The organism is Streptomyces sp. NPDC006430 (assembly GCF_040612395.1).
GTDB lineage: Bacteria > Actinomycetota > Actinomycetes > Streptomycetales > Streptomycetaceae > Streptomyces.
Genome location: NZ_JBEXQA010000007.1, coordinates 97,486 through 116,164 on the forward strand (window position 1 = coordinate 97,486; position 18,679 = coordinate 116,164).

The window sequence follows — 18,679 nt, forward strand, 5'->3', positions numbered from 1 at the left end:
CGCGATCGGCCCGGATCGCGCCTGTTGCCCGGTCGGTGGCCGTGCGTAGACTCCGGTGCCCCTCCCCCGTGCCGAAGGAACGACCGGTGAACCAGACGTACGCGCTGACCGCGGTCACCGTCGTCGTCGCGGCCACGGTGCTGGTCGGCGCGCTGGGACTGCGGATATCGCGGACCACCTCGGACTTCTACGTCGCCTCGCGCACCGTCGGGCCCCGGCTCAACGCGGCGGCGATCAGCGGGGAGTACCTTTCCGCCGCCTCCTTCCTCGGCGTGGCGGGACTGGTGCTGCTCCAGGGGCCCGAGATGCTCTGGTACCCGCTCGGCTACACCGCCGGTTACCTGGTGCTGCTGGCGCTCGTGGCGGCTCCGCTGCGGCGCTCGGGCGCGTACACGCTGCCCGACTTCGCCGAGGCCCGCTTGGAGTCGCAGGCGGTGCGTCGGGCCGCCGTGCTGTTCGTGGTCGGGGTCGGCTGGCTGTACCTGCTGCCGCAGTTGCAGGGCGCCGGGCTAACCCTTGAGATCCTGACCGGCGCCCCGCACTGGGTGGGCGGGTTCGTCGTCGCGTTCGTGGTGACCGCGACCGTCGCGGCCGGCGGGATGCGCAGCATCACCTTCGTGCAGGCCTTCCAGTACTGGCTCAAGCTCACCGCGCTGCTGGTGCCCGCCTTCTTCCTGCTCGCCGCGTGGGCCGGGGACGGCGCGCCGCGCGCCTCCTTCGACGCCCCGGCGGTGTTCCGCGAGCAGACCGCCGTCACGCTCGCCGAGGACGTGCGGCTGTCCCTGGACGCGCCGCTGACCGTCACGGTCACCGGGCAGGTGGACGGGCAGACGTACACGGCGACCCCGTTGACGCTGGAGTCCGGGGAGCATTCCGTACGGGCCCGCGCGCGGCTGGAGTTCACCGCGGGCACCCGGGTTCCGCAGACCCGGTCGCCGTCCGGTCCGGACGCCTCCCACTGGTCCGGGCCCGGGGACGGGGGCCACCCGGCCCTCGGGCTGTACGCGACGTACGGGCTGGTCCTGGCCACCTTCCTCGGCACCATGGGCCTGCCCCACGTCGCCGTGCGCTTCTACACGAGCCCCAACGGCCGGGACGCGCGGCGCACCACCCTGGTGGTGCTCGGGCTGCTCGGCCTCTTCTACCTGCTGCCGCCGCTGTACGGGGTGCTCGGCCGGACCTACGCTCCCGAACTCGCCCTGACCGGGGACGCCGACGCGGCGGTGCTGGTGCTGCCGGAGCGGATGGTGGGCGGGGTGCTCGGCGAGCTGTTGGGGGCACTGCTGGCCGGGGGCGCGTTCGCGGCATTCCTGTCGACGGCCTCGGGGCTGACGATGGCGGTGGCCGGGGTGCTGCACCAGGACGTGCTGCCGGTGCGCGGAGTGCGGACGTTCCGGATCGCGGTGCTGGTGGCGGTGCTCGTGCCCCTGGCTGGGAGCACCGCCCTGACCGACGTGCCGGTGGCGGACGCGGTGGGGCTGGCCTTCGCGGTGTCGGCCTCGTCGTTCTGCCCCCTGCTGGTGCTTGGCATCTGGTGGCGCGGGCTGACCCCGCCGGGTGCGGTGGCCGGGCTGGTCGTCGGGGGCGGGGCGGCGCTGGGCGCGGTACTGACGACCCGGACCGGGCTGGCGCCGGCCGGCTGGCCGCACACGTTGCTGGCGTGGCCGGCGGTGTGGTCGGTGCCGCTGGGGTTCCTGACGATGGTGCTCGTGTCGCTGGTCACCCGGTCGCGGATTCCGGCGGGGACGGCGGCGACCCTGGCCCGGCTGCACCTGCCGGAGAGCGTGACCGGGGCGGGTGGGGGTTCCGGTACGGGACCCGGTGCGGCTGGGGCGGGTTCCGGGGCCTGCACGGGGTCCGGGGCCGAGACCCGGCGGGGCGGTGCTCCGTGACGGGAGCGGTGCTCACCGCCCTGGCGGTGACGGGCGCGGTCCTGCTGCCGGCCCTGGGCTGGGCGGGCGGCCGGTGGCACGCCCGCCGCGGCGAACGGGCGACCGGTCCGGATCTCGGGACCCCGGTGGAACGGGCCACCTTCCACACCCTGCACACCGCCTCGCTGGCCGCTCCGCCGCTGCGCGCCGGGCTCACCGAGGACGCGGCCCGCAAGGCCGCCAAGCGGCTGCGCTCGTTGCTGGGCACGGAGGCGCTGTGCCTGACCGACCGGGAATCGGTGCTGGCCTGGGACGGCCCGGGCGCCGACCACCACCAGCGGCGTGCGATGGCCCGGGTCGCCGTCATGCTGGACTCGGGCCGCAGCCAGAGCGTGCGGACCGCGTGCCAGCGGCCCGACTGCCCGCTGAAGTGGGCGGTGGTCGCCCCGCTCACCGGCGAGGACGGGGTGCTCGGCGCCCTGGTGGCCTACGGTTCGCGGGAGTCGGCGGTGCTGGTGCGGGCCGCGACGGAGGTCGCCCGCTGGGTCTCCGTACAGCTGGAGCTCTCGGAGCTGGACCGTTCGCGGACCCGGCTGATGGAGGCGGAGATCAAGGCGCTGCGGGCGCAGATCTCCCCGCACTTCATCTTCAACTCCCTCGCCGCGATCGCCTCGTTCGTGCGTACCGATCCGGAGCGGGCCCGGGACCTGCTGCTGGAGTTCGCCGACTTCACCCGGTACTCCTTCCGGCGGCACGGCGAGTTCACCACGCTCGCCGAGGAGTTGCGGTCCATCGAGCAGTACCTGGCGCTGGCCGGGGCCCGGTTCGGGGACCGGCTGAAGGTCACCCTCCAGGTGGCGCCCGAGGTGCTGCCGGTGGCGCTGCCGTTCCTGTGCCTCCAGCCGCTGGTCGAGAACGCCGTCAAGCACGGGCTGGAGGATTCCACCGAGGAGTGCTTGATCACGATCGCGGCCCGGGACGCGGGAGCCGAAGCCGTGATCACGATCGAGGACAACGGGATCGGCATGGATCCGGCCCTCCTTCGTCGTGTCCTGGCCGGGGAGCAGGGCGGTTCCTCGTCGGGCATCGGGCTGACCAATGTGGACGAGCGGATCCGCCAGGTGTACGGGGACGCGTACGGCCCGGTGATCGAGACGGGCATCGGCGCGGGCATGAAGGTCACCCTGCGGATCCCCAAGTACCGTGCCGGCGTCCACAGTTCATCACTGCCCGGACAGCACCGCCGCCGGTACTGACGGCGACGGCGCGGTACCCCGCGCCCCGCGCCCCACCTGCGCCGACCGGTCGTACGGCACGCCGAACGGTCTCCGGGACCGGCTGCCGGCGGCGGAGCGAGTGGAGCGCCGCACCCGTGGCGGGAACGCCCGTGGCCCCGGCCGTCCCTCGCGGGAGGGCCGGGGCCACGGGTGGCGCTTAGCTCCAGCTGGCGTGCAGCGGCTTGCCCTCGGCGTAGCCCGCCGCCGACTGGACGCCCACGACGGCCTTCTCCTCGAACTCCGCCAGGGAGCCCGCGCCCGCGTACGTGCAGGACGACCGCACGCCCGCGATGATCGAGTCGATCAGGTCCTCGACGCCCGGACGGGCCGGGTCCAGGAACATCCGCGAGGTGGAGATGCCCTCCTCGAAGAGCCCCTTGCGCGCCCGGTCGTACGCCGACTCCTCGGAGGTGCGGTTCTGCACGGCACGGGCCGAGGCCATGCCGAACGACTCCTTGTAGAACCGGCCGTCGGCAGCCTGCTGGAGGTCGCCCGGGGACTCGTACGTCCCGGCGAACCACGAGCCGATCATCACGTTCGACGCGCCGGCGGCCAGTGCCATCGCCACGTCGCGCGGGTGACGGACGCCGCCGTCGGCCCACACGTGCTTGCCGTACTTCTTCGCCTCCGCCGCGCACTCCAGCACCGCGGAGAACTGCGGGCGGCCCACGCCGGTCATCATGCGGGTGGTGCACATGGCGCCGGGGCCCACACCGACCTTGATGATGTCGGCGCCGGCGTCGATGAGGTCCTTGACACCCTCGGCGGCCACGATGTTGCCGGCCACGATCGGGACCTGCGGGTCCAGCGCGCGCACGGCCTTGATCGCGTTGATCATCGACTCCTGGTGGCCGTGGGCCGTGTCGATGACGAGCGTGTCCACGCCCGCGTCGAGCAGCTGCTTGGCCTTGGCCGCGAAGTCGCCGTTGATGCCGACGGCCGCCGCGATGCGCAGCTTGCCGTTGGCGTCCGTGGCCGGGGTGTACAGGGTCGCGCGCAGCGCGCCCTTGCGGGTCAGGAGGCCGACGAGCCTGCCGTCCTTGTCGACGGCCGGGGCCAGCTTGCGGTGGCCGGCGTCGAGCTTGTTGAAGGCCTCGCGGGGGTCGATGTCGGCATCGATGAGCAGGAGCTCCCGCGACATGACCTCGGAGAGCTGGGTGAAGCGGTCCACACCGGTCAGGTCGTGCTCGGTGACGACTCCGACCGGCCGGCCGTCCGCGTCGACGACGACACCGGCGCCGTGGGCCCGCTTGGGGAGCAGGGACAGCGCGTCGGCGACGGTCTGGGTGGGTGCCAGCGTGATCGGGGTGTCGAGCACGAGGTGGCGGGTCTTCACCCAGGAGATGACGTCGGTGACGACGTCGATCGGAATGTCCTGCGGAATGACCACGATGCCGCCGCGGCGGGCGACCGTTTCGGCCATCCGGCGGCCCGCGATGGCGGTCATGTTCGCCACGACGAGTGGAATGGTGGTGCCGGTGCCGTCGGGCGCCGACAGGTCGACGCCCTGCCGGGAACCGACCGCGGAGCGGCTCGGCACCATGAATACGTCGTCGTACGTCAGGTCGTACGGCGGCTTCTGGTCATTGAGGAAACGCACGTGCTGAACATCCCAGTCGAGTCGGAGGGGCCCGCTTGCCCTGGCAGGGCAGCCGAGGAAACGCACGTACTTCATTCTCCCACGGCCTGGCATCAATGCCCCCCGGGCGGATCGTCCAGGACATACCGGGCCACCTGGTCTTTTCCTACGGAACGTCGGTCCCGGGCGCGCGCGGGATGCGCCGGACGGGCGGAAAGTGAAGTAACGGAACCCGGGGACGAGAGGACGGAGCGACCATGGCCGCAACGACGCGGGACGAGACCCCCGTCGCCCTCCAGGGCGGTGGGCTGGAAGTACGGGTGAAGGAGATCGGCGGAGACTTCACGGTCGGGTTCTTCCGCCTGCCCGAGGGCACGGACATGACGGCGGCGGTCAAGGGGTTGCCGGGCGACGCGTGCCCGTGCCCGCACTGGGGCTATCTCCTCAAGGGCCGACTGCTGATGCGTTCGCAGGACGGGGACACCGTGTACGAGGAGGGGCAGGCCTTCTACTGGGGGCCCGGCCACGTCCCGGTGGCGCTCACCGACACCGAGTACGTCGACTTCTCCCCGACCGAAGAGCTCCGTGCGGTACTCGCGCACGTGAAGGCCCAGTCCGGCTAGCCGGGCCGCCAGCCTGATCCGGCCAGCCCGGGTTGGCCGACCCGGGCTGGCCGACCCGGGCTGGCCGACCCGGGCTGGCCGACCCGGGTCGCCGGTCGACCGCGGTCGACCTCATCCCCTCCCGGCCGGTTGGGCGACTGGGGCCGCACGTCGATGGACCGGCCCCCGACGCCGTGCCAACGGGAGGACCGATCCGCCGTACCGGACCGCCGTGAACTCGGCGGCGATGGACAGGGCCGTCTCCTCCGGGGTGCCACCGCCCAGGTCGAGGCCGATCGGGGAGCGCAACCGGGCCAGGGCGGCCCGCGGCACCCCTTCCTCCCGCAGCCGCTGCTCCCGTTCCGCGTGGGTGCGGCGCGACCCCATGGCTCCCACGTACCCCAGGGGCAGCCGCAGCGCGAGCGCCAGCAGCGGTACGTCGAACTTGGCGTCGTGGGTGAGGACGCAGACCGCCGTACGCGGGTCCAGTCGGCCCGCCTCCCATTCCGCGGCCAGGTGCCGGTGCGGCCAGTCGACGACCACCTCGTCGGCGTCGGGGAAGCGGGCCCGCGTCGCGAAGACGGGCCGGGCGTCGCACACCGTGACCCGGTGCCCCAGGAAGGCTCCGATCCGTACCAGCGCGGCGGCGAAGTCGATGGCCCCGTAGACGATCAGCCGGGGCGGCTCGGCGGCCGACTCGACCAGCAGGGTCAGCGGCTGCCCGCACAGGCCGCCCGCCGTACCCAGCTCGGCGGTTCCCGTGCGCCCGGCCAGGAGCAGGTCCCGGACCCGGTCGGCGGCAGCCCGGTCCAGGGCCGCTCCCCCGCCCAGGCACCCCTCGTACGATCCGTCGGCGCGGACGGCGAGGGCCCGGCCGAGCTGCGGCGGCGGGCCGGAGACCACCCGGGCCAGCGCGGCCCGGGTCCCGCCGGCGGCGGCTTCGAGCACGGAGCCTATGACGGGGCGCACCGGGTCGTGGCCGCGCACCGGCGTGACGAGCACGTCCAGGACTCCGCCGCAGGTCAAGCCCACCGCGAAGGCGTCTTCGTCGCTGTAGCCGAAGCGGTGTAGGCCGCCCTCTCCGGAGGCGATCGCGTCGAGGCACAGCTCGTGCACGGCGGACTCCACACAGCCCCCGGAGATGGAGCCCAGCGCGGTGCCGCCGGCGTCGACGGCGAGCGAGGCGCCCGGGCCGCGCGGCGCGCTGCCGCTGACGGTGACCACGGTGGCGAGGGCGAATTCGCGGTGCGCGGCGCACCACTCGCGGAGTTCCTCGGCGATGTCGAGCATCAGCGGATGTACTCGCGTCTCGCGCTCTGGCCGGGGATCAGCGGGCGCGGCGGCAGCACCGGCGGCGGGCCGGTCCGGGTCGTGAGACCCGCGCCGGCGCGGGCGATCCCGGAACCGGGCACACCGGAGGTGGTGGGCCGCACCGCCACGGGATACCCGGTGGGTACCTTGCCGCGTGCGCCGAGCAGCATCGATGCGTGGGCGACGCTCGCGAGCGTGGCGTGGTGGTGCCAGCCACGGAAGGAGCGGCCCTCGAAATCACGGATGCCTACGGGTTCGCAGGTCTCGGTGAAGTCGAGGGATACCCGGTCGGTGAGTTTGGCGAGCAGGAAGAGCTGGGCGAGCGGGCGGTCTCCGATGTTGGTGATCCAGAACTCGGAGGGCAGCAGGGCGGCTTCGGACCAGGCGCCGACGAGGAGCAGTGGCGTGGGCGGCAGCGGTACGGGCCGGTCCTCGCCGGGGGTGGCGAGGATGGCGGCCGAGGTCAGCAGGGTCACTGCTCCTTCGCCGCGGCCGTGCCGGGTCCATTCGACCACCCGTCGCTGGGAGCGCAGGGAGTCGATGAGTTCGCGGGCGGGCGCGGTGTGCGGACCGGGCCGCTGCCGGCCCGCACCGCCGAAGGAGACGGGCAGCGACCCGTCGACCTTGAAGACGAAGGGGATGTCCTGGAGGGTGAAGGACTCGATGCTCTGCGGGAGGTCGGTGTTGGCGACCTCCATCACCACGGGCCGGCGCTGGAGTTGCCAGGTGGCGGCCATCCGCTGGACGGCGTGTACGGCGTCCTGGGCGGGGGTGAGCGAGCGAGCGGTGTCCGGGATGCCGGCCCGCCGGCGGCGCAGCAGCTCGTTCGTCCAGGGTCCGGGGAGGGTGAGGGTCCATTCGACGGGGAAGCTGGCCTCGCTGGAGGCGAGCCAGATTCCGCTGGCCTGCTGGCAGTTGGCGGTGCGGCCGAGCTGGGGAACGAACTGTCGACCGACGCCGACGGAGCGGTCTCCCGCCTTCTCGATGACCATGGGCTGGACCACCCAGGCCAGCGGGCGCTGGGCGGTGCGTTCGAGGTACTGGGCGAGGGAGCGGCGTACCGGGGTCCAGTCCCAGGGGGACTTGCTGATGAACTGCTGGAGGCTCTGCTCGACGGAACTGGCCCCTGTTCCGGCGATGTTACGGATCGTTTTCTTCCCGCTGGTCCGCACGAGGCCGTTGAGATATACGCGGGCCCAGTTTCGCTGGTCCCGCCGAGGTAAGGACTCAAAGAAGAGAGAGATCAGTACATCGATCAATTCGGAGATTTCCTTGGTGGATTCCTCCGGCAGGACTGCGCGAGCCATCTGGGCCTCCCCCGCGACCACTAGATCCAATACCCTACTTGACCGCACAGAACGGCCGTAGGCCCCGGCGGCTACTTCCTGAGGTCGCTCGCAGATTCGAGCCGCTCTTCCTCTACCACGAGGGGAATGGGGATCTGGTTCGCCGCATAGTAGAGCGCGATCAGGAAGTGTGCGACGAGAGTGAGCGGTGCGGAGAAAAAGGACAGGAGAACGGTCAAGGGGTACGCCACGGCGCCGAGTCCGAAGCGCATCCGGGTGGCCCGGGCACCGTCCTTGTCCACCCGTTCGTGGAACAGGTGGCCGACCCGGGTGACGTACCACCAGAAGGCCAGGAACGCGAGCGCGTAGGCCACGGTGACCGAACTGTAAAGAACGGCGGCGGCGTTGGCGGAGCCGCCCTCCTCGACGAGGTGCTCCGCGAGCACAGTGGTGGTGTACGGAATCACCGATACCACCATCAGCACCAGGAGATTCAGGAACAACAACGGCCTGTCCACCCGCTTGAGGTGACTGAAGATGGTGTGGTGATTCACCCACATCACGCCGATGATGAGGAAACTCACCACGTATGCGGCATAGTGCGGCCACTGTTCCCACACCCCGTGCCAGAAGTCCGATCCCTTTCCTTCCGGAACCTTTAGCTCCAGGACGAGAATCGTGATGACGATGGCGAATACACCGTCACTGAATGCCTCGACACGCCCGGTTTCGCGTTCCATGACCTCCCCTTTGCCATTCCGCTTGGCCCGCCCCAATCGCCGGCGCGACTTGCACGTGCGGGGAGGGCGCTGCCTCCGCCCTCCCCGCACACGCTACCCAGATATCGGTGGTCAGCCGCCGAAACCGGCGGTCTGGCGCCAGATCCGGCCATCGCGGACCACCAGTGTCCCGAACGCGTGCTCCGGCTCGCCGTTCAGATTCATGATCGCGCGGTAGAAGATCGTGTCCTCGGTCTCGATGTACTCCTGGAGTTCCACGAGCGTGGGCTTGACCGTCAGGTAGCCGGTGAACGTCTCGCGCACCGCCTCGATCCCGACCGAGACGCCCTCGAAGCGCAGCAGCACGGCGTCGTCGGTGTAGTTCTTCATCACCGCCTCGATGTCCAGGGCGGCCAGCGCCTCCATCTGGCGGACGAACACCGGGTGCAGCTTGGAGATGTCGTACTTGGCCATGTCGACTCCGTTTCAACGGATGGAAGTGGGTGCCACGGGTGGGTCCGTCAGGTGATGGGTCCATCAGGTGTTTCGGCGCAGGCGGCGGCCTCGGCGAGCGGCAGCCGGACGACCATGCGGGTCTCGCCGGGGCGCGAGCGGGCCGTGATCGAGCCGTGGTGGCGCTGGGTCACGATGCGGTAGCTCAGGTGCAGCCCCAGGCCCGTGCCCTTCCCCACGTCCTTGGTGGTGTAGAAGGGTTCGAAGATCCGCGGCAGCGAGTCTTCGGGGATGCCCCGGCCGGTGTCGGCGACCTCCACGACCAGACAGACGCCCTCGGCCCGCACGCGCAGGGTGAGGGTGCCGCTGCCCTCCATCGCCTCGGCCGCGTTGTCGACCAGGTTGGTCCACACCTGGTTCAACTCGCTCGGGTAGCCCGTCAGTTCGGGCAGGCCGGCTTCGTACTCACGCACGATGGTGATGCCGGAGAGCTTGGCACGTAGCACGACCAGCGTGTTCTCGATCCCGTCGGCCACCGCGAAGCGCTGTTCGGGCGCCCGGTCGAGATTGGCGTAATCCCGGGTCGCGGCGACGAGTTGGGAGATCCTCGGGCCGGCGGCACGCAGTTCCGCGGCCAGCGAGCGGATCTCCAGCAGGGCCGCCAGGTGGTCCAGGGCGGCGGGCAGGGCCGGCTCGCCGACACCTTCCAGCCGCTCCACTAGCCAGCCCAGTCCCAACCCCAGGTCCGAGATCCCGGAACCGAGCAGTGCGGGCCGCTCGGTGCCCGCCTCCTCGGCCCAGTCCGCTATCTCCTCCTCGGCGTCGGCCTGGGCGAGCGGGTCGGTGGTCACCGGCGGCGGCAGCTTGTCCAGTTCCTCCGCCAGCCGGTCGAGTACGGAACGCTCCGCGCCGGTCGCGGCGGCTCCCCAAGCCTGGGCGGTCCGGGTGAGCCGGTCCAGGGCGGGTGCCAGCTCCTGTGCGGCCCGGGCCACGGCGGCTGCCGGATTGTTCAGCTCGTGCGCGAGGCCGGCGGCCAGGGTGCCGAGCGCCTCGACCGTGGCCCGCTTGCGGGCCTGCACCTCGGACGACTTGATCCGCCAGGCCAGTACCGGGATCAGCACCGCCGCCACCCCGTGACAACGGGTCAGCATCTCGAAGAACACCGCCTTGGGGTAGGCGACGACGGTGGTCGTCGGCCCGCTCGCCGCGGCGGTGGCCACGTACGCGCCGTCCGTCAGCAGCGGCAGCTCGCCGGTGAACCGGTGCGCGGCGGACGGCTTGCCGTCGTGCTCCTCGGCGGCGGCGCTCTCCTCTTCGGTGGAGTGCCGGGTGAGCACCTCCTCCCGGCCGTCGACGACCTTGGTGACGACCAGCCCGCCGGCGAGCAGGACGTGGAAACCCGTGGCTTCCTCCCCGTCACGGAAGAGCACTTCCCCGTCGCGGAGCACCCGTGGCTCGGAGACGGAGACCAGCCAGTCCAGCTGGTCCTCGGTGAGCCCGGCGAAGATCTCCAGCCCACGCAGGGCGGACCGCAGGTCCACGCCGTTCACGTCCACGGCGTTCATGCCGTACTCCCTTCGGTCCGGGTGCGGGCTGCCAGCCTCAGCGTGGCGAGCAGGGCCAGCGCGCACACCCCGGCGACGGCGGTCATGAAGCCGACGGAGGTGCGCTGCAGCCCGTGGATGTTGGTGAGCATTCCGGCGAGCACCGCCGGGACGCTCATGGCGAGGTACGCGAAGACGTAGACGCCGGCGGTCAGTTCGCCGCGGTGCGCCGGGTCGGCCAGTGCGCTCAGCGCCCGGAAGGAGCCGAGGAACGCCGCGCCCCAGCCGCTGCCGAGGACGGCGGTACCCACGAGGAACACGGGCGCCGAGCCGAGGCCGAGCGCGAGCAGGACCAGACCGAGCCCGGCGAGCAGCCCGCACAGCCCCAGGACGGCGGTGCGCAGGGCCTCGGTGCGGCCCAGCAGCAGCTGGGCCGCGGTGGCCGCGCCGGCGAGCAGGGCCACGGTGGCCCCGCCGACCAGGTAGTTGGTGCTCTGGAGCAGGGCGAGGGCCAGGTGCGGCCCGAGCGAGAGGTAGAAGCCGCCGACGGACCAGACGGCGACGATGGTCAGGACGAGGATCGCGAACCGGCCGCGCACGGCGGCCGGCACATGGATCCGGCGCGGTGTGATCCGCATCCGCATCCGGCCGCCGGACGGGCCGCCGAGGCCGACCGGTGCGCTCTCCCGCATGCGGACCACCCCCACCAGCGTGATCGCGAAGGCGGCGATCAGGAGCAGGTAGCTCAAGGCGGTCGGGGCGGGCGCGTACTGGACGAGCAGTCCGGCTCCGAGCCCGCCCAACCCGATCCCGACCGTCGGCCCCGCACTGTTGACCTGGGCGCCGAGCGCCGGTCGCGAGCGCGGGGTGAGTTCGAGCAGGGCTGCGCCCATCGCCCCGGTGGCCAGGCCCACCGCCAGCCCCTGCACGGCGCGGGCGGCGAGCAGCAAACCGAGCCCCTGGGCCCCGGCGAACAGGCCCATGGAGACGATCGCCAGGACCAGGCCGGCGCCGAGGACGGGACGCCGGCCCAGGGTGTCCGAGAGGGATCCGAACAGCAGGAGTCCGATCAGTACGGTGACGGCGTACAGGGCGAAGACCACCGTGATCGTGCCGGAGGACAGTCCCCATCTCTGCTGGTAGAGCACGTAGAGGGCGGAGGGTACGGAAGAGGAGAGCATCAGCAGGACGAGGACCGCGCCGACCACCCAGAAGCCGGAGCTTCTGGAGGCCGCGGCCGGCTGGGCGGCCGGTTGCGACGGAACCCCCCTGGTCGTCCTGGACAGATCGGGCACTGCGTCAACTCCCCCTGGTGGGCGGTCAGGCGAGGGCCCTGGCTGCCCTCTGCAGCGCGCGGGCGGTGAGCACCCCCGCGAGGTGGCCGAGGTACTCGGCCGATGTGCCGCGCCCGGGGACGAACAGTTCCCTGGGCTCGGCGCGGAAGGCCGCGAGTACGGCCTCGGTCGGGTACGGGCCCCCGCGCAGCCGGTCCTCGACCCCGCGCAGCCGCAGCGGGCGGGCGGTGGCGCCGGCGACCGCGATGCGCGGCCCGTCGGGGGTGATCCGTACGGCGCTGGCGCACACCGGGTAGCGCGTGGCCCGGTCGGCGGTCTTCTCGAAGGCGGCGGCCCGCCCTCCGGCGGGCACCAGCAGTGCGGTGACCACGGCTCCGGCGGGCGCCCCGGAGTCCGCGAACTCCTCGGCGCTCACGGTCGACCGTCCGCCGGGTCCGGCCAGTTCGACGCGGGCGTCCGCGGCGATGGCGGCGACGGGCAGATCGGTGGCGCGTCCGCCGGCGGCGAGGTTGCCGCCGGCGGTGCCGAGGTTGCGGACCTGTGGGTCCCCGTTGGCGCGGGCGGCGGCGGCCAGTTCGGGGGCCGCCGCGAGCACCACCGCGTGTCCGGCGAGCTCGGCGAGCGTGGTCAGCGCGCCGATCCGGATGCCGTCGCCGGTCCGCTCGATGCCCCGGAGCTCCTCGACGTGGCGCAGGTCGACGAGCAGGCGGGCGGTTTCCCCTCCCGCGCGCAGGGCGGGCAGCAGGCTCTGGCCGCCGGCCAGCACCTTGGCACCGGGGGTGGCGGAGAGCAGCGCCAGCGCATCGTCGAGGCCGACGGGGCGGACGTAGTCGAACTCGGTGAGGATCACTGGGCCTCTCCTCTCAGGCGGCGCCAGACCTTCTCGGGGGTGAGGGGCATGTCGATGTGTTGTACGCCCAGGTCGGAGAGGGCGTCGACGACCGCGTTGACGACGGCCGCGGCGGGCGGCACGGTGGCGATCTCGCCCGCGCCCTTGGCGCCGAGCGGGTTGTGCGGCGAGGGCGTGGTGGTCTTGTCGAGCGTGAAGAACGGCGCGTCGGCGGCGCGCGGCAGGGCGTAGTTGCCCAGGTCGCAACTGACGAGAAGGCCGTTCTCGTCGTACTCGGCGTGCTCCATCAGGGCCTGGCCGAGCCCGTGCACGATGCTGCCCTCGATCTGGCCGAGGACGATCTTCGGGTTGCCGATGTGGCCCGCGTCGTCGACGGCGGTGTACGCCACCACCTCAATCTCGCCGGTGAGTTCGTCGACCTCGACGACGGCGACGTGCGTCCCGAAGGGGAAGTTGAAGTCCGGTGGGTCGAAGTGGGTGGTTTCGTCGAGGGCGGGCTCGATCTCCGGGGGCAGGCCCCAGCCGTACCACATGGCCATGGCCAGCTCGGCGAAGGTCTTGGCGTTCTCCTCGTTGCCCTCTTCGTGGACGCCGCCGCCCGCGTAGACGACCTGCTCCTCGGGAACGCCCAGGAACACCGCCCCGGCCTTGACCAGCTTCCGCTTGATCTTCTGGGCGGTGAGGGCGACCGCGGGCGCGGCCATGCTGTAGGAGCGGGAGCCGTACGTGCCCTGCCCGTACGGCGCCTTGAGCGTGTCGCCCTCGTACACCTGGACCTGGGCCGGGTCGATGCCGAGCTCGTCGGCGGCGACCTGTGCGAAGACCGTGCCGTGGCTCTGGCCGGTGGAGGCGGAGCCGACGGTGACGGTGACCTCGCCGGTCGGGTGGACGCGGATGTTCGCGCTCTCCCAGGTGCCGCCGAGCATGCCCTCCTTGGACATCCTGGTGGAGGGGCCGACGCCGCAGACGGCGACGTAGGTGGCGAGGCCCACGCCGAGGCGCTTGCCGCGGGTGCGGGCTTCGGCCTTGCGGGCGGGCATGTCGGCGTAGCCCGACCGTTCCACGGCACGGTCGAAGTTCAGCTGGTAGTCCCCGGAGTCGTACGTCCAGCCGAGGCCGTTGTCGTACGGGAACTTCTCCTTCGGCACGAGGTTCTTGCGCCGGACGGCCGCCGGGTCCATGCCGATCTCGGCGGCGTACCGGTCGACGAGCCGCTCCATCAGGAAGGTGGCCTCGGCCCGCCCGCTGCCGCGCTGGGCGCCGAGCGGGACGGTGTTGGTGAAGGCGGCGTACACCTCGCAGAAGGCGGCGGGGATGTCGTACATGCCGCTGATGGACCGTCCCATCAGGGCAGTGGCGACACCGGGGCCGATGGTGGAGGGGTACGCGCCGAGGTTGGCGTAGCTGGTGGCGCGCACGGCGGTGATACGGCCGTCGCGGGTACCGGCGAGGGTGACGTGTTGGCGGTGGTCGCGGCCCTGGACGGTGGAGTTCATCAGGCCGGTGCGGGTGTCCACCCACTTCACGGGCCGGCCGATTGCCTTGGAGAGCAGCAGGACCAGTGCCATGTCGGGGTAGAGGTAGCCCTTGGTGCCGAAGCTGCCGCCCACGGTCGGGGCGATCACCCGGAGTTTGTTGAACGGGATGCCAAGGACCAGTGCGGAGAGCAGGAAGCGGTGGTTGTGCGGGCCCTGCGTGGAGGCGTGGAGCGTGTACTCGCCGGTGGCGGCGTTGTAGTCGCCGACCGCGCCGCGCGGCTCGATCGGGCTGTTGATCGTGCGCTGGTTGACCAGGTCCAGCTCGACCGTGACCTCGGCCTCGGCGATGGCCGCGTCGGTGCGGTCCTGGTCGCCGCAGGTCCAGTACGCGTTCAGGTTGCCCGGGACGGCCTCGTGCAGTTGGGGTGCGCCCTCGGCGAGTGCTTCGTCGGCCCGGGTGACCACGGGCAGCGGCTCGTACTCGACGGCGATGGCGGCCAGCGCGGCGGCGGCCTGGCGCGGGGTCTCGGCGACGACCACGGCGATCGGGTCGCCGACGTGCCGGACGGTGTCGCCGGTGAGGACCGGTCGGGCGCCGGGAAGTCCGTAGGGGTGGGGCGGGAAGTGGCTCTCGACGCCGCCGGGTACCCAGATGCACGGCAGCGGCATCACGTCGGCGAAATCGGCTGCGGTGGCCACCTTCAGGACGCCGGGCAGCTGTTCGGCGGCCTTCGTCTCGATGGAGAGGATCTTCGCGTGGGCGACCGGGCTGCCGAGGATGGCCATGTGGGCGGTGCCCGGCAGGTCGATGTCGGCCACGTACTGCGCCTCGCCGCGCAGCAGCTGCGGGTCCTCGCGGCTGTCCAGCGGCTGTCCGAGCGGGCCCGAACCCTGGAGGGGGTGCTCCCCCGTCACTGCGGTCATCTCCCTCACACCTCCCGGCCGGACGTGGACGCGGACGTGGACGCGGAGGCGGAGGCGGAGGCGGAGGCGGCGACACTCTCCCCGGGCGGCTCGGTCCGGGCGGCGGAGCAGGCGCGCTGCACGCCCCGTACGACGCTGTGGTAGCCGGTGCAGCGGCACAGGTTGCCGGTGAGCCACTCGCGGATCTCGGACTCGGTGGGCGCCTCGCGGTCCGCGGTGTTGTCGACGAGTTCGCCGAGGGCCATCACCATGCCGGGGGTGCAGAACCCGCACTGGGTTCCGTGCTCCTGGCGCAGGGCCTCCTGGAGGCCGGTGAGTTCACCACCCCGCGTGGTGACCCCCTCGATGGTGGTCACCCGGGAGCCGGCGGCCGAGGCGGTGAGGATCAGGCAGCTCTTGACGGACCGGCCGTCGAGCTGGACGACACAGGTACCGCACTGGCCGGTGTCGCAGCCGACCTTGGTGCCGGTCAGCCCGAGGCCGTCACGGAGTCGTTCCACCAGCAGTTCGTTCGGCTGGGCCGCGAACTGCTCGGGTCTTCCATTCACGTTCAGTGAGAGATCCATGCCAGCGCCTGCGCTTCCGTGAGCGGCCGGTTGAAGAGGGGCCCGCCGGGCTGCTGGAGAATTCCTCCGGAGTGCAGCGGGCCGGTGTCGACGGGGACGAATCCCAGATCCGAGATGATTCCCGCGACGATTTCCTTCGCTTTCTCGTCGTCGCCGGCCGTGAAATGGGCCAGGCGTTCGCCCCCCGCGGTACCGGCGACGGCGAGCGTCTCGAAATGCATGGTGTTCAGGGATTTCACGATCCGGGCGCCCGGGTACCACTCGGCAACCAGTTCGCTGGAGCTCCGTCCGCCCAGATCCGCCGGCGTGCCGGGGCCGCTGAACGCGTTCGTGGCGTCCACCAGCACCTTGTCCTGTACGACCGCTGGCGCGAGCAGACCGCGGACGGTCGCGAAGGGCACCATCAGCACCAGGAGTTCGCCCCGGTCGGCGACCTCGGCGGGGTGCGCCGCCGAGGCCGCCGGGCCCAGTTCGGCCACTAACGGGCCGATGGACTGCGGGCCGCGGGCGTTGGCGAGCACGACCTCGTGCCCCGCCGCCACCAGGATCCGCGCGAGGGTGGATCCGATCCGCCCGGTGCCGATGATGCCTGTGCGCATTGCCGCTCCTCCTTGGTCAGTCGGTCGGTCCGTCAGTCCATGCCGATCCAGACCGATTTGGTCTGGGTGTAGCTTTCGAGGGATTCCGGTCCGCACTCGCGTCCGTATCCGGAGGCCTTGTAGCCGCCGTAGGGCACGGAGGGGTCGTACTGGTTGTAACAGTTCACCCAGACCGTGCCGGCCTTGATCTGGGAGGCCACCCGGTGGGCGCGCCGCAGGTCCTTGGTGTGGACGCCGGCGGCGAGGCCGTACGCGCTGTCGTTGGCGATCCGGATCGCGTCGTCCTCGGTGTCGAAGGGGATGATCGACAGGACCGGGCCGAAGATCTCCTCCTGGGCGATCCGCATGCTGTTGTCGACGCCGGTGAAGACGGTCGGCAGGAAGTACAGGCCCTGGCTGGAGGCTCCCTCGGGGGTCCAGCCGGTGCCGCCGGTGCGCAGGACGGCGCCTTCCTTCTCTCCGACCTCGATGTAGGAGCTGACCTTGTCGAACTGGCCGCGGTGGGCCAGCGGCCCGAACAGGGTGGCCGGGTCGCGCGGGTCGCCGGGCTTGAGGGCGGCGGCCCGTCGGACCAGGCGTTCGACGAGTTCGTCGTGGATGGGACGCTGGAGCAGCAGCCGCGATCCGGCGGTGCAGATCTCGCCCTTGTTGTAGTAGATGCCGAAGAAGGCGAGCTCCTCGGCGGCTTCCAGGTCGGCGTCGGCGAAGATGATGTTGGCGGACTTGCCGCCGAGTTCCATCGTCACCTTCTTCAGGGTCCCGGCCGATTTGCGGATGATCGACTGGCCGACCGCGGTGGAGCCGGTGAAGGCGATCTTGTCGATGCCGGGGTGGTCCGTGAGGGTCTCGCCGAGTTCCACGCCGGGGCCGGTGATCACGTTCAGCACCCCGTCCGGGATCTCCGCCTCCTGGAAGAGTTCGGCGATCTTCAGGGCGGTGAGCGGGGTGGCCGGGGAGGGTTTGTGGACGACCGTGTTGCCCGCCGCCAGGGCCGGCGCGATCTTCGTCATGGACAGCAGGAGCGGGAAGTTGAACGGGGTGATGGCGCAGACGACGCCCAGCGGTTCGCGCAGGGTGTACGCGAGCTGCCCGCCGGCCGGGGCCCGCGAGGAGCCGTCGACGCGGGTCACGGCGCCGGCGTAGTAGTGCATGAGCTGGGCGGCCATGGGGGCGTCGACCGTGCTGGAGAAGGCGAACGGCTTGCCCATGTCCACCGTCTCCAGCAGGGCGATCTCCTCCAGGTCGCGCTCGATGAGCTCGCCGACCCGGTTCAGCCGCAGCGCGCGCTCCTGGGCGGACAGTCTGCTCCAGGGGCCTTCCTCGTACGCGGCGCGCGCGGCGGCCACGGCCGCGTCCGCGTCGGCGGCGGCGGCCTGGGCCACCGGAACGATCTCCTGCCCGTCCACGGGGCTGATGTCCGGCTCGGTGCGGCCGTCCTGGGCGGAGACCCACTTGCCGCCGATGAACAGCTTCCCGGGGTTGGCCAGAGGCTGGCCGCTGAGCGCGCGCTTGGTCATGGTTGCCTTCCGGTCTCGGGGTGCGGGGCGGTCGTGCTAGCCCTTCGCGAGCTGCCGTAAGAACGTCTCGGCAAGGGCCTTGGAGGAGTACGGGTTCTGGCCGGTGGTGAGCTTGCGGTCGACGACCACGTGCGAGTCCCAGATCGCCTCGGCCTTCTCGTAGCGCGCGCCGAGCCGGGTGAGCTCGACCTCCAGGATCAGCGGGAGCCGGCCGGCCATGTTGGTGACCAGCTCCTCGCTGTGCGAGAAGGCCGTCATCCGGTAGCCCTCGAAGGGCCAGCGGCCCTCGCCGTCGCGCAGTGCGAGCAGCGCGGTGTGACCGTGGCAGACGGTGGCGAGCGGTTTGTCCGCGGCGAGGGCCCATCGCAGGATCTGGGCGAGCTCGTCGGAGTGGGGCAGGTCCCCGATCGCGCCGTGGCCGCCGCTGACGTAGATGCCGTCGTAGTCGGCGATGTCCTTCTCGGTCAGGGACTCCACGGCGATCGGGGTCGCCAGCTGGGGGGTGTTCTCGATGACTCTCACGTACTCGGCGGCGTTGGCCGCGTCCTCGTCCGGCGAGCCCTGGGGGCGGACCCATTGGAGGAACTGGGGGTCGATGCTGGTCCGGTCGACCGTGGGGGCCTTACCGCCGATCGTCGCCACGTCCACGGTGTGGCCTGCGGCCTTGAAGAGGGTGTAGGGAACCACGAATTCCTCGGCCCAGAATCCCGAGGGGTGCTGTTCCCCGTCCAAGAGGTGGAGCGTTGCCTTGGCCGTCATGACGACGAGAATCTTCATGACTGTTCTCCTTGTTCTGGAATCGCTGCCG

At 71.7% G+C, this 18,679-nt stretch carries 16 protein-coding genes; 3 read left to right on the forward strand and 13 right to left on the reverse strand.

The features are described from left to right. Positions 1-86 precede the first annotated feature (86 nt). Together ABZZ20_RS13245 and ABZZ20_RS13250 are read left to right on the forward strand one after the other, a co-directional pair. Positions 87-1,892, forward strand: coding sequence for a cation acetate symporter (locus tag ABZZ20_RS13245; RefSeq protein ID WP_356869518.1), 1,806 nt, complete (start codon positions 87-89; stop codon positions 1,890-1,892). Next, the gene (locus ABZZ20_RS13250) at positions 1,889-3,127 is read left to right on the forward strand and encodes a histidine kinase (RefSeq protein ID WP_356869519.1); all 1,239 of its coding nucleotides are present in this window, start codon (positions 1,889-1,891) and stop codon (positions 3,125-3,127) included. Before ABZZ20_RS13245 ends, ABZZ20_RS13250 begins: the two co-directional genes overlap by 4 nt. 178 nt (positions 3,128-3,305) lie before the next feature. On the opposite strand, the gene ABZZ20_RS13255 is transcribed toward ABZZ20_RS13250, so the two are convergent. Then, complete coding sequence (locus ABZZ20_RS13255) at positions 3,306-4,748, reverse strand: GuaB1 family IMP dehydrogenase-related protein (protein ID WP_356869520.1); 1,443 nt, start codon at positions 4,746-4,748, stop codon at positions 3,306-3,308. 236 nt (positions 4,749-4,984) lie between these two features. Between ABZZ20_RS13255 and ABZZ20_RS13260 the strand changes: the two genes are divergently transcribed. Beyond that, complete coding sequence (locus ABZZ20_RS13260; protein WP_356869521.1) at positions 4,985-5,350, forward strand: hypothetical protein; 366 nt, start codon at positions 4,985-4,987, stop codon at positions 5,348-5,350. 111 nt (positions 5,351-5,461) lie between these two features. Here the strand turns inward: ABZZ20_RS13260 and ABZZ20_RS13265 are convergent, their stop codons facing one another. The 12 genes from ABZZ20_RS13265 to ABZZ20_RS13320 all read right to left on the reverse strand — a co-directional run bounded on the left by ABZZ20_RS13265 (position 5,462) and on the right by ABZZ20_RS13320 (position 18,648). Beyond that, positions 5,462-6,619 (reverse strand): XdhC family protein, encoded by a 1,158-nt coding sequence (locus ABZZ20_RS13265; RefSeq protein WP_356869522.1) that lies wholly within the window; start codon positions 6,617-6,619, stop codon positions 5,462-5,464. Continuing rightward, positions 6,619-7,947: a transposase gene (locus ABZZ20_RS13270; protein ID WP_356869523.1), complete on the reverse strand. Its 1,329-nt coding sequence runs from the start codon at positions 7,945-7,947 to the stop codon at positions 6,619-6,621. Before ABZZ20_RS13270 ends, ABZZ20_RS13265 begins: the two co-directional genes overlap by 1 nt. Before the next feature lie 71 nt (positions 7,948-8,018). Beyond that, a complete protein-coding gene (locus ABZZ20_RS13275; protein ID WP_356869524.1) occupies positions 8,019-8,666 on the reverse strand; it encodes a TMEM175 family protein in 648 nt (215 codons plus the stop codon). Positions 8,667-8,777: 111 nt separating this feature from the next. Then, positions 8,778-9,119 (reverse strand): nuclear transport factor 2 family protein, encoded by a 342-nt coding sequence (locus ABZZ20_RS13280; RefSeq protein WP_030656331.1) that lies wholly within the window; start codon positions 9,117-9,119, stop codon positions 8,778-8,780. A 47-nt stretch (positions 9,120-9,166) separates the two neighbouring features. Then, the gene (locus tag ABZZ20_RS13285; protein WP_356869525.1) at positions 9,167-10,663 is read right to left on the reverse strand and encodes an ATP-binding protein; all 1,497 of its coding nucleotides are present in this window, start codon (positions 10,661-10,663) and stop codon (positions 9,167-9,169) included. Continuing rightward, positions 10,660-11,937 (reverse strand): MFS transporter, encoded by a 1,278-nt coding sequence (locus ABZZ20_RS13290; RefSeq protein ID WP_356869526.1) that lies wholly within the window; start codon positions 11,935-11,937, stop codon positions 10,660-10,662. The genes ABZZ20_RS13285 and ABZZ20_RS13290 overlap by 4 nt, the downstream gene beginning before the upstream one ends. A gap of 25 nt (positions 11,938-11,962) precedes the next feature. Then, positions 11,963-12,787, reverse strand: a complete 825-nt coding sequence (locus ABZZ20_RS13295) for an FAD binding domain-containing protein (RefSeq protein WP_356869527.1) — start codon at positions 12,785-12,787, stop codon at positions 11,963-11,965. Beyond that, the gene (locus ABZZ20_RS13300; RefSeq protein WP_356869528.1) at positions 12,784-15,189 is read right to left on the reverse strand and encodes a xanthine dehydrogenase family protein molybdopterin-binding subunit; all 2,406 of its coding nucleotides are present in this window, start codon (positions 15,187-15,189) and stop codon (positions 12,784-12,786) included. The genes ABZZ20_RS13295 and ABZZ20_RS13300 overlap by 4 nt, the downstream gene beginning before the upstream one ends. Before the next feature lie 5 nt (positions 15,190-15,194). Next, on the reverse strand, positions 15,195-15,755 hold the full coding sequence (locus ABZZ20_RS13305; protein ID WP_356869529.1) for a (2Fe-2S)-binding protein: 561 nt from the start codon (positions 15,753-15,755) through the stop codon (positions 15,195-15,197). Continuing rightward, entirely contained in the window at positions 15,740-16,354 is a 615-nt protein-coding gene (locus ABZZ20_RS13310) for an NAD(P)-binding domain-containing protein (protein WP_356869530.1), read from the reverse strand. Before ABZZ20_RS13310 ends, ABZZ20_RS13305 begins: the two co-directional genes overlap by 16 nt. A 32-nt stretch (positions 16,355-16,386) precedes the next feature. After that, entirely contained in the window at positions 16,387-17,871 is a 1,485-nt protein-coding gene (locus tag ABZZ20_RS13315; protein ID WP_356869531.1) for an aldehyde dehydrogenase family protein, read from the reverse strand. Between the two features lie 36 nt (positions 17,872-17,907). Further along, complete coding sequence (locus ABZZ20_RS13320; RefSeq protein ID WP_356869532.1) at positions 17,908-18,648, reverse strand: type 1 glutamine amidotransferase domain-containing protein; 741 nt, start codon at positions 18,646-18,648, stop codon at positions 17,908-17,910. Between the last annotated feature and the right edge of the window lie 31 nt (positions 18,649-18,679).

Coding starts and splice junctions, on each gene's coding strand:
- ABZZ20_RS13260 (WP_356869521.1), top strand. CDS start 4,985: ATGGCCGCAACGACGCGGGACGAGACCCCCGTCGCCCTCCAGGGCGGT.
- ABZZ20_RS13265 (WP_356869522.1), bottom strand. CDS start 6,619: ATGCTCGACATCGCCGAGGAACTCCGCGAGTGGTGCGCCGCGCACCGC.
- ABZZ20_RS13270 (WP_356869523.1), bottom strand. CDS start 7,947: ATGGCTCGCGCAGTCCTGCCGGAGGAATCCACCAAGGAAATCTCCGAA.
- ABZZ20_RS13275 (WP_356869524.1), bottom strand. CDS start 8,666: ATGGAACGCGAAACCGGGCGTGTCGAGGCATTCAGTGACGGTGTATTC.
- ABZZ20_RS13280 (WP_030656331.1), bottom strand. CDS start 9,119: ATGGCCAAGTACGACATCTCCAAGCTGCACCCGGTGTTCGTCCGCCAG.
- ABZZ20_RS13285 (WP_356869525.1), bottom strand. CDS start 10,663: ATGAACGCCGTGGACGTGAACGGCGTGGACCTGCGGTCCGCCCTGCGT.
- ABZZ20_RS13300 (WP_356869528.1), bottom strand. CDS start 15,189: ATGACCGCAGTGACGGGGGAGCACCCCCTCCAGGGTTCGGGCCCGCTC.
- ABZZ20_RS13305 (WP_356869529.1), bottom strand. CDS start 15,755: ATGGATCTCTCACTGAACGTGAATGGAAGACCCGAGCAGTTCGCGGCC.
- ABZZ20_RS13310 (WP_356869530.1), bottom strand. CDS start 16,354: ATGCGCACAGGCATCATCGGCACCGGGCGGATCGGATCCACCCTCGCG.
- ABZZ20_RS13315 (WP_356869531.1), bottom strand. CDS start 17,871: ATGACCAAGCGCGCGCTCAGCGGCCAGCCTCTGGCCAACCCCGGGAAG.
- ABZZ20_RS13320 (WP_356869532.1), bottom strand. CDS start 18,648: ATGAAGATTCTCGTCGTCATGACGGCCAAGGCAACGCTCCACCTCTTG.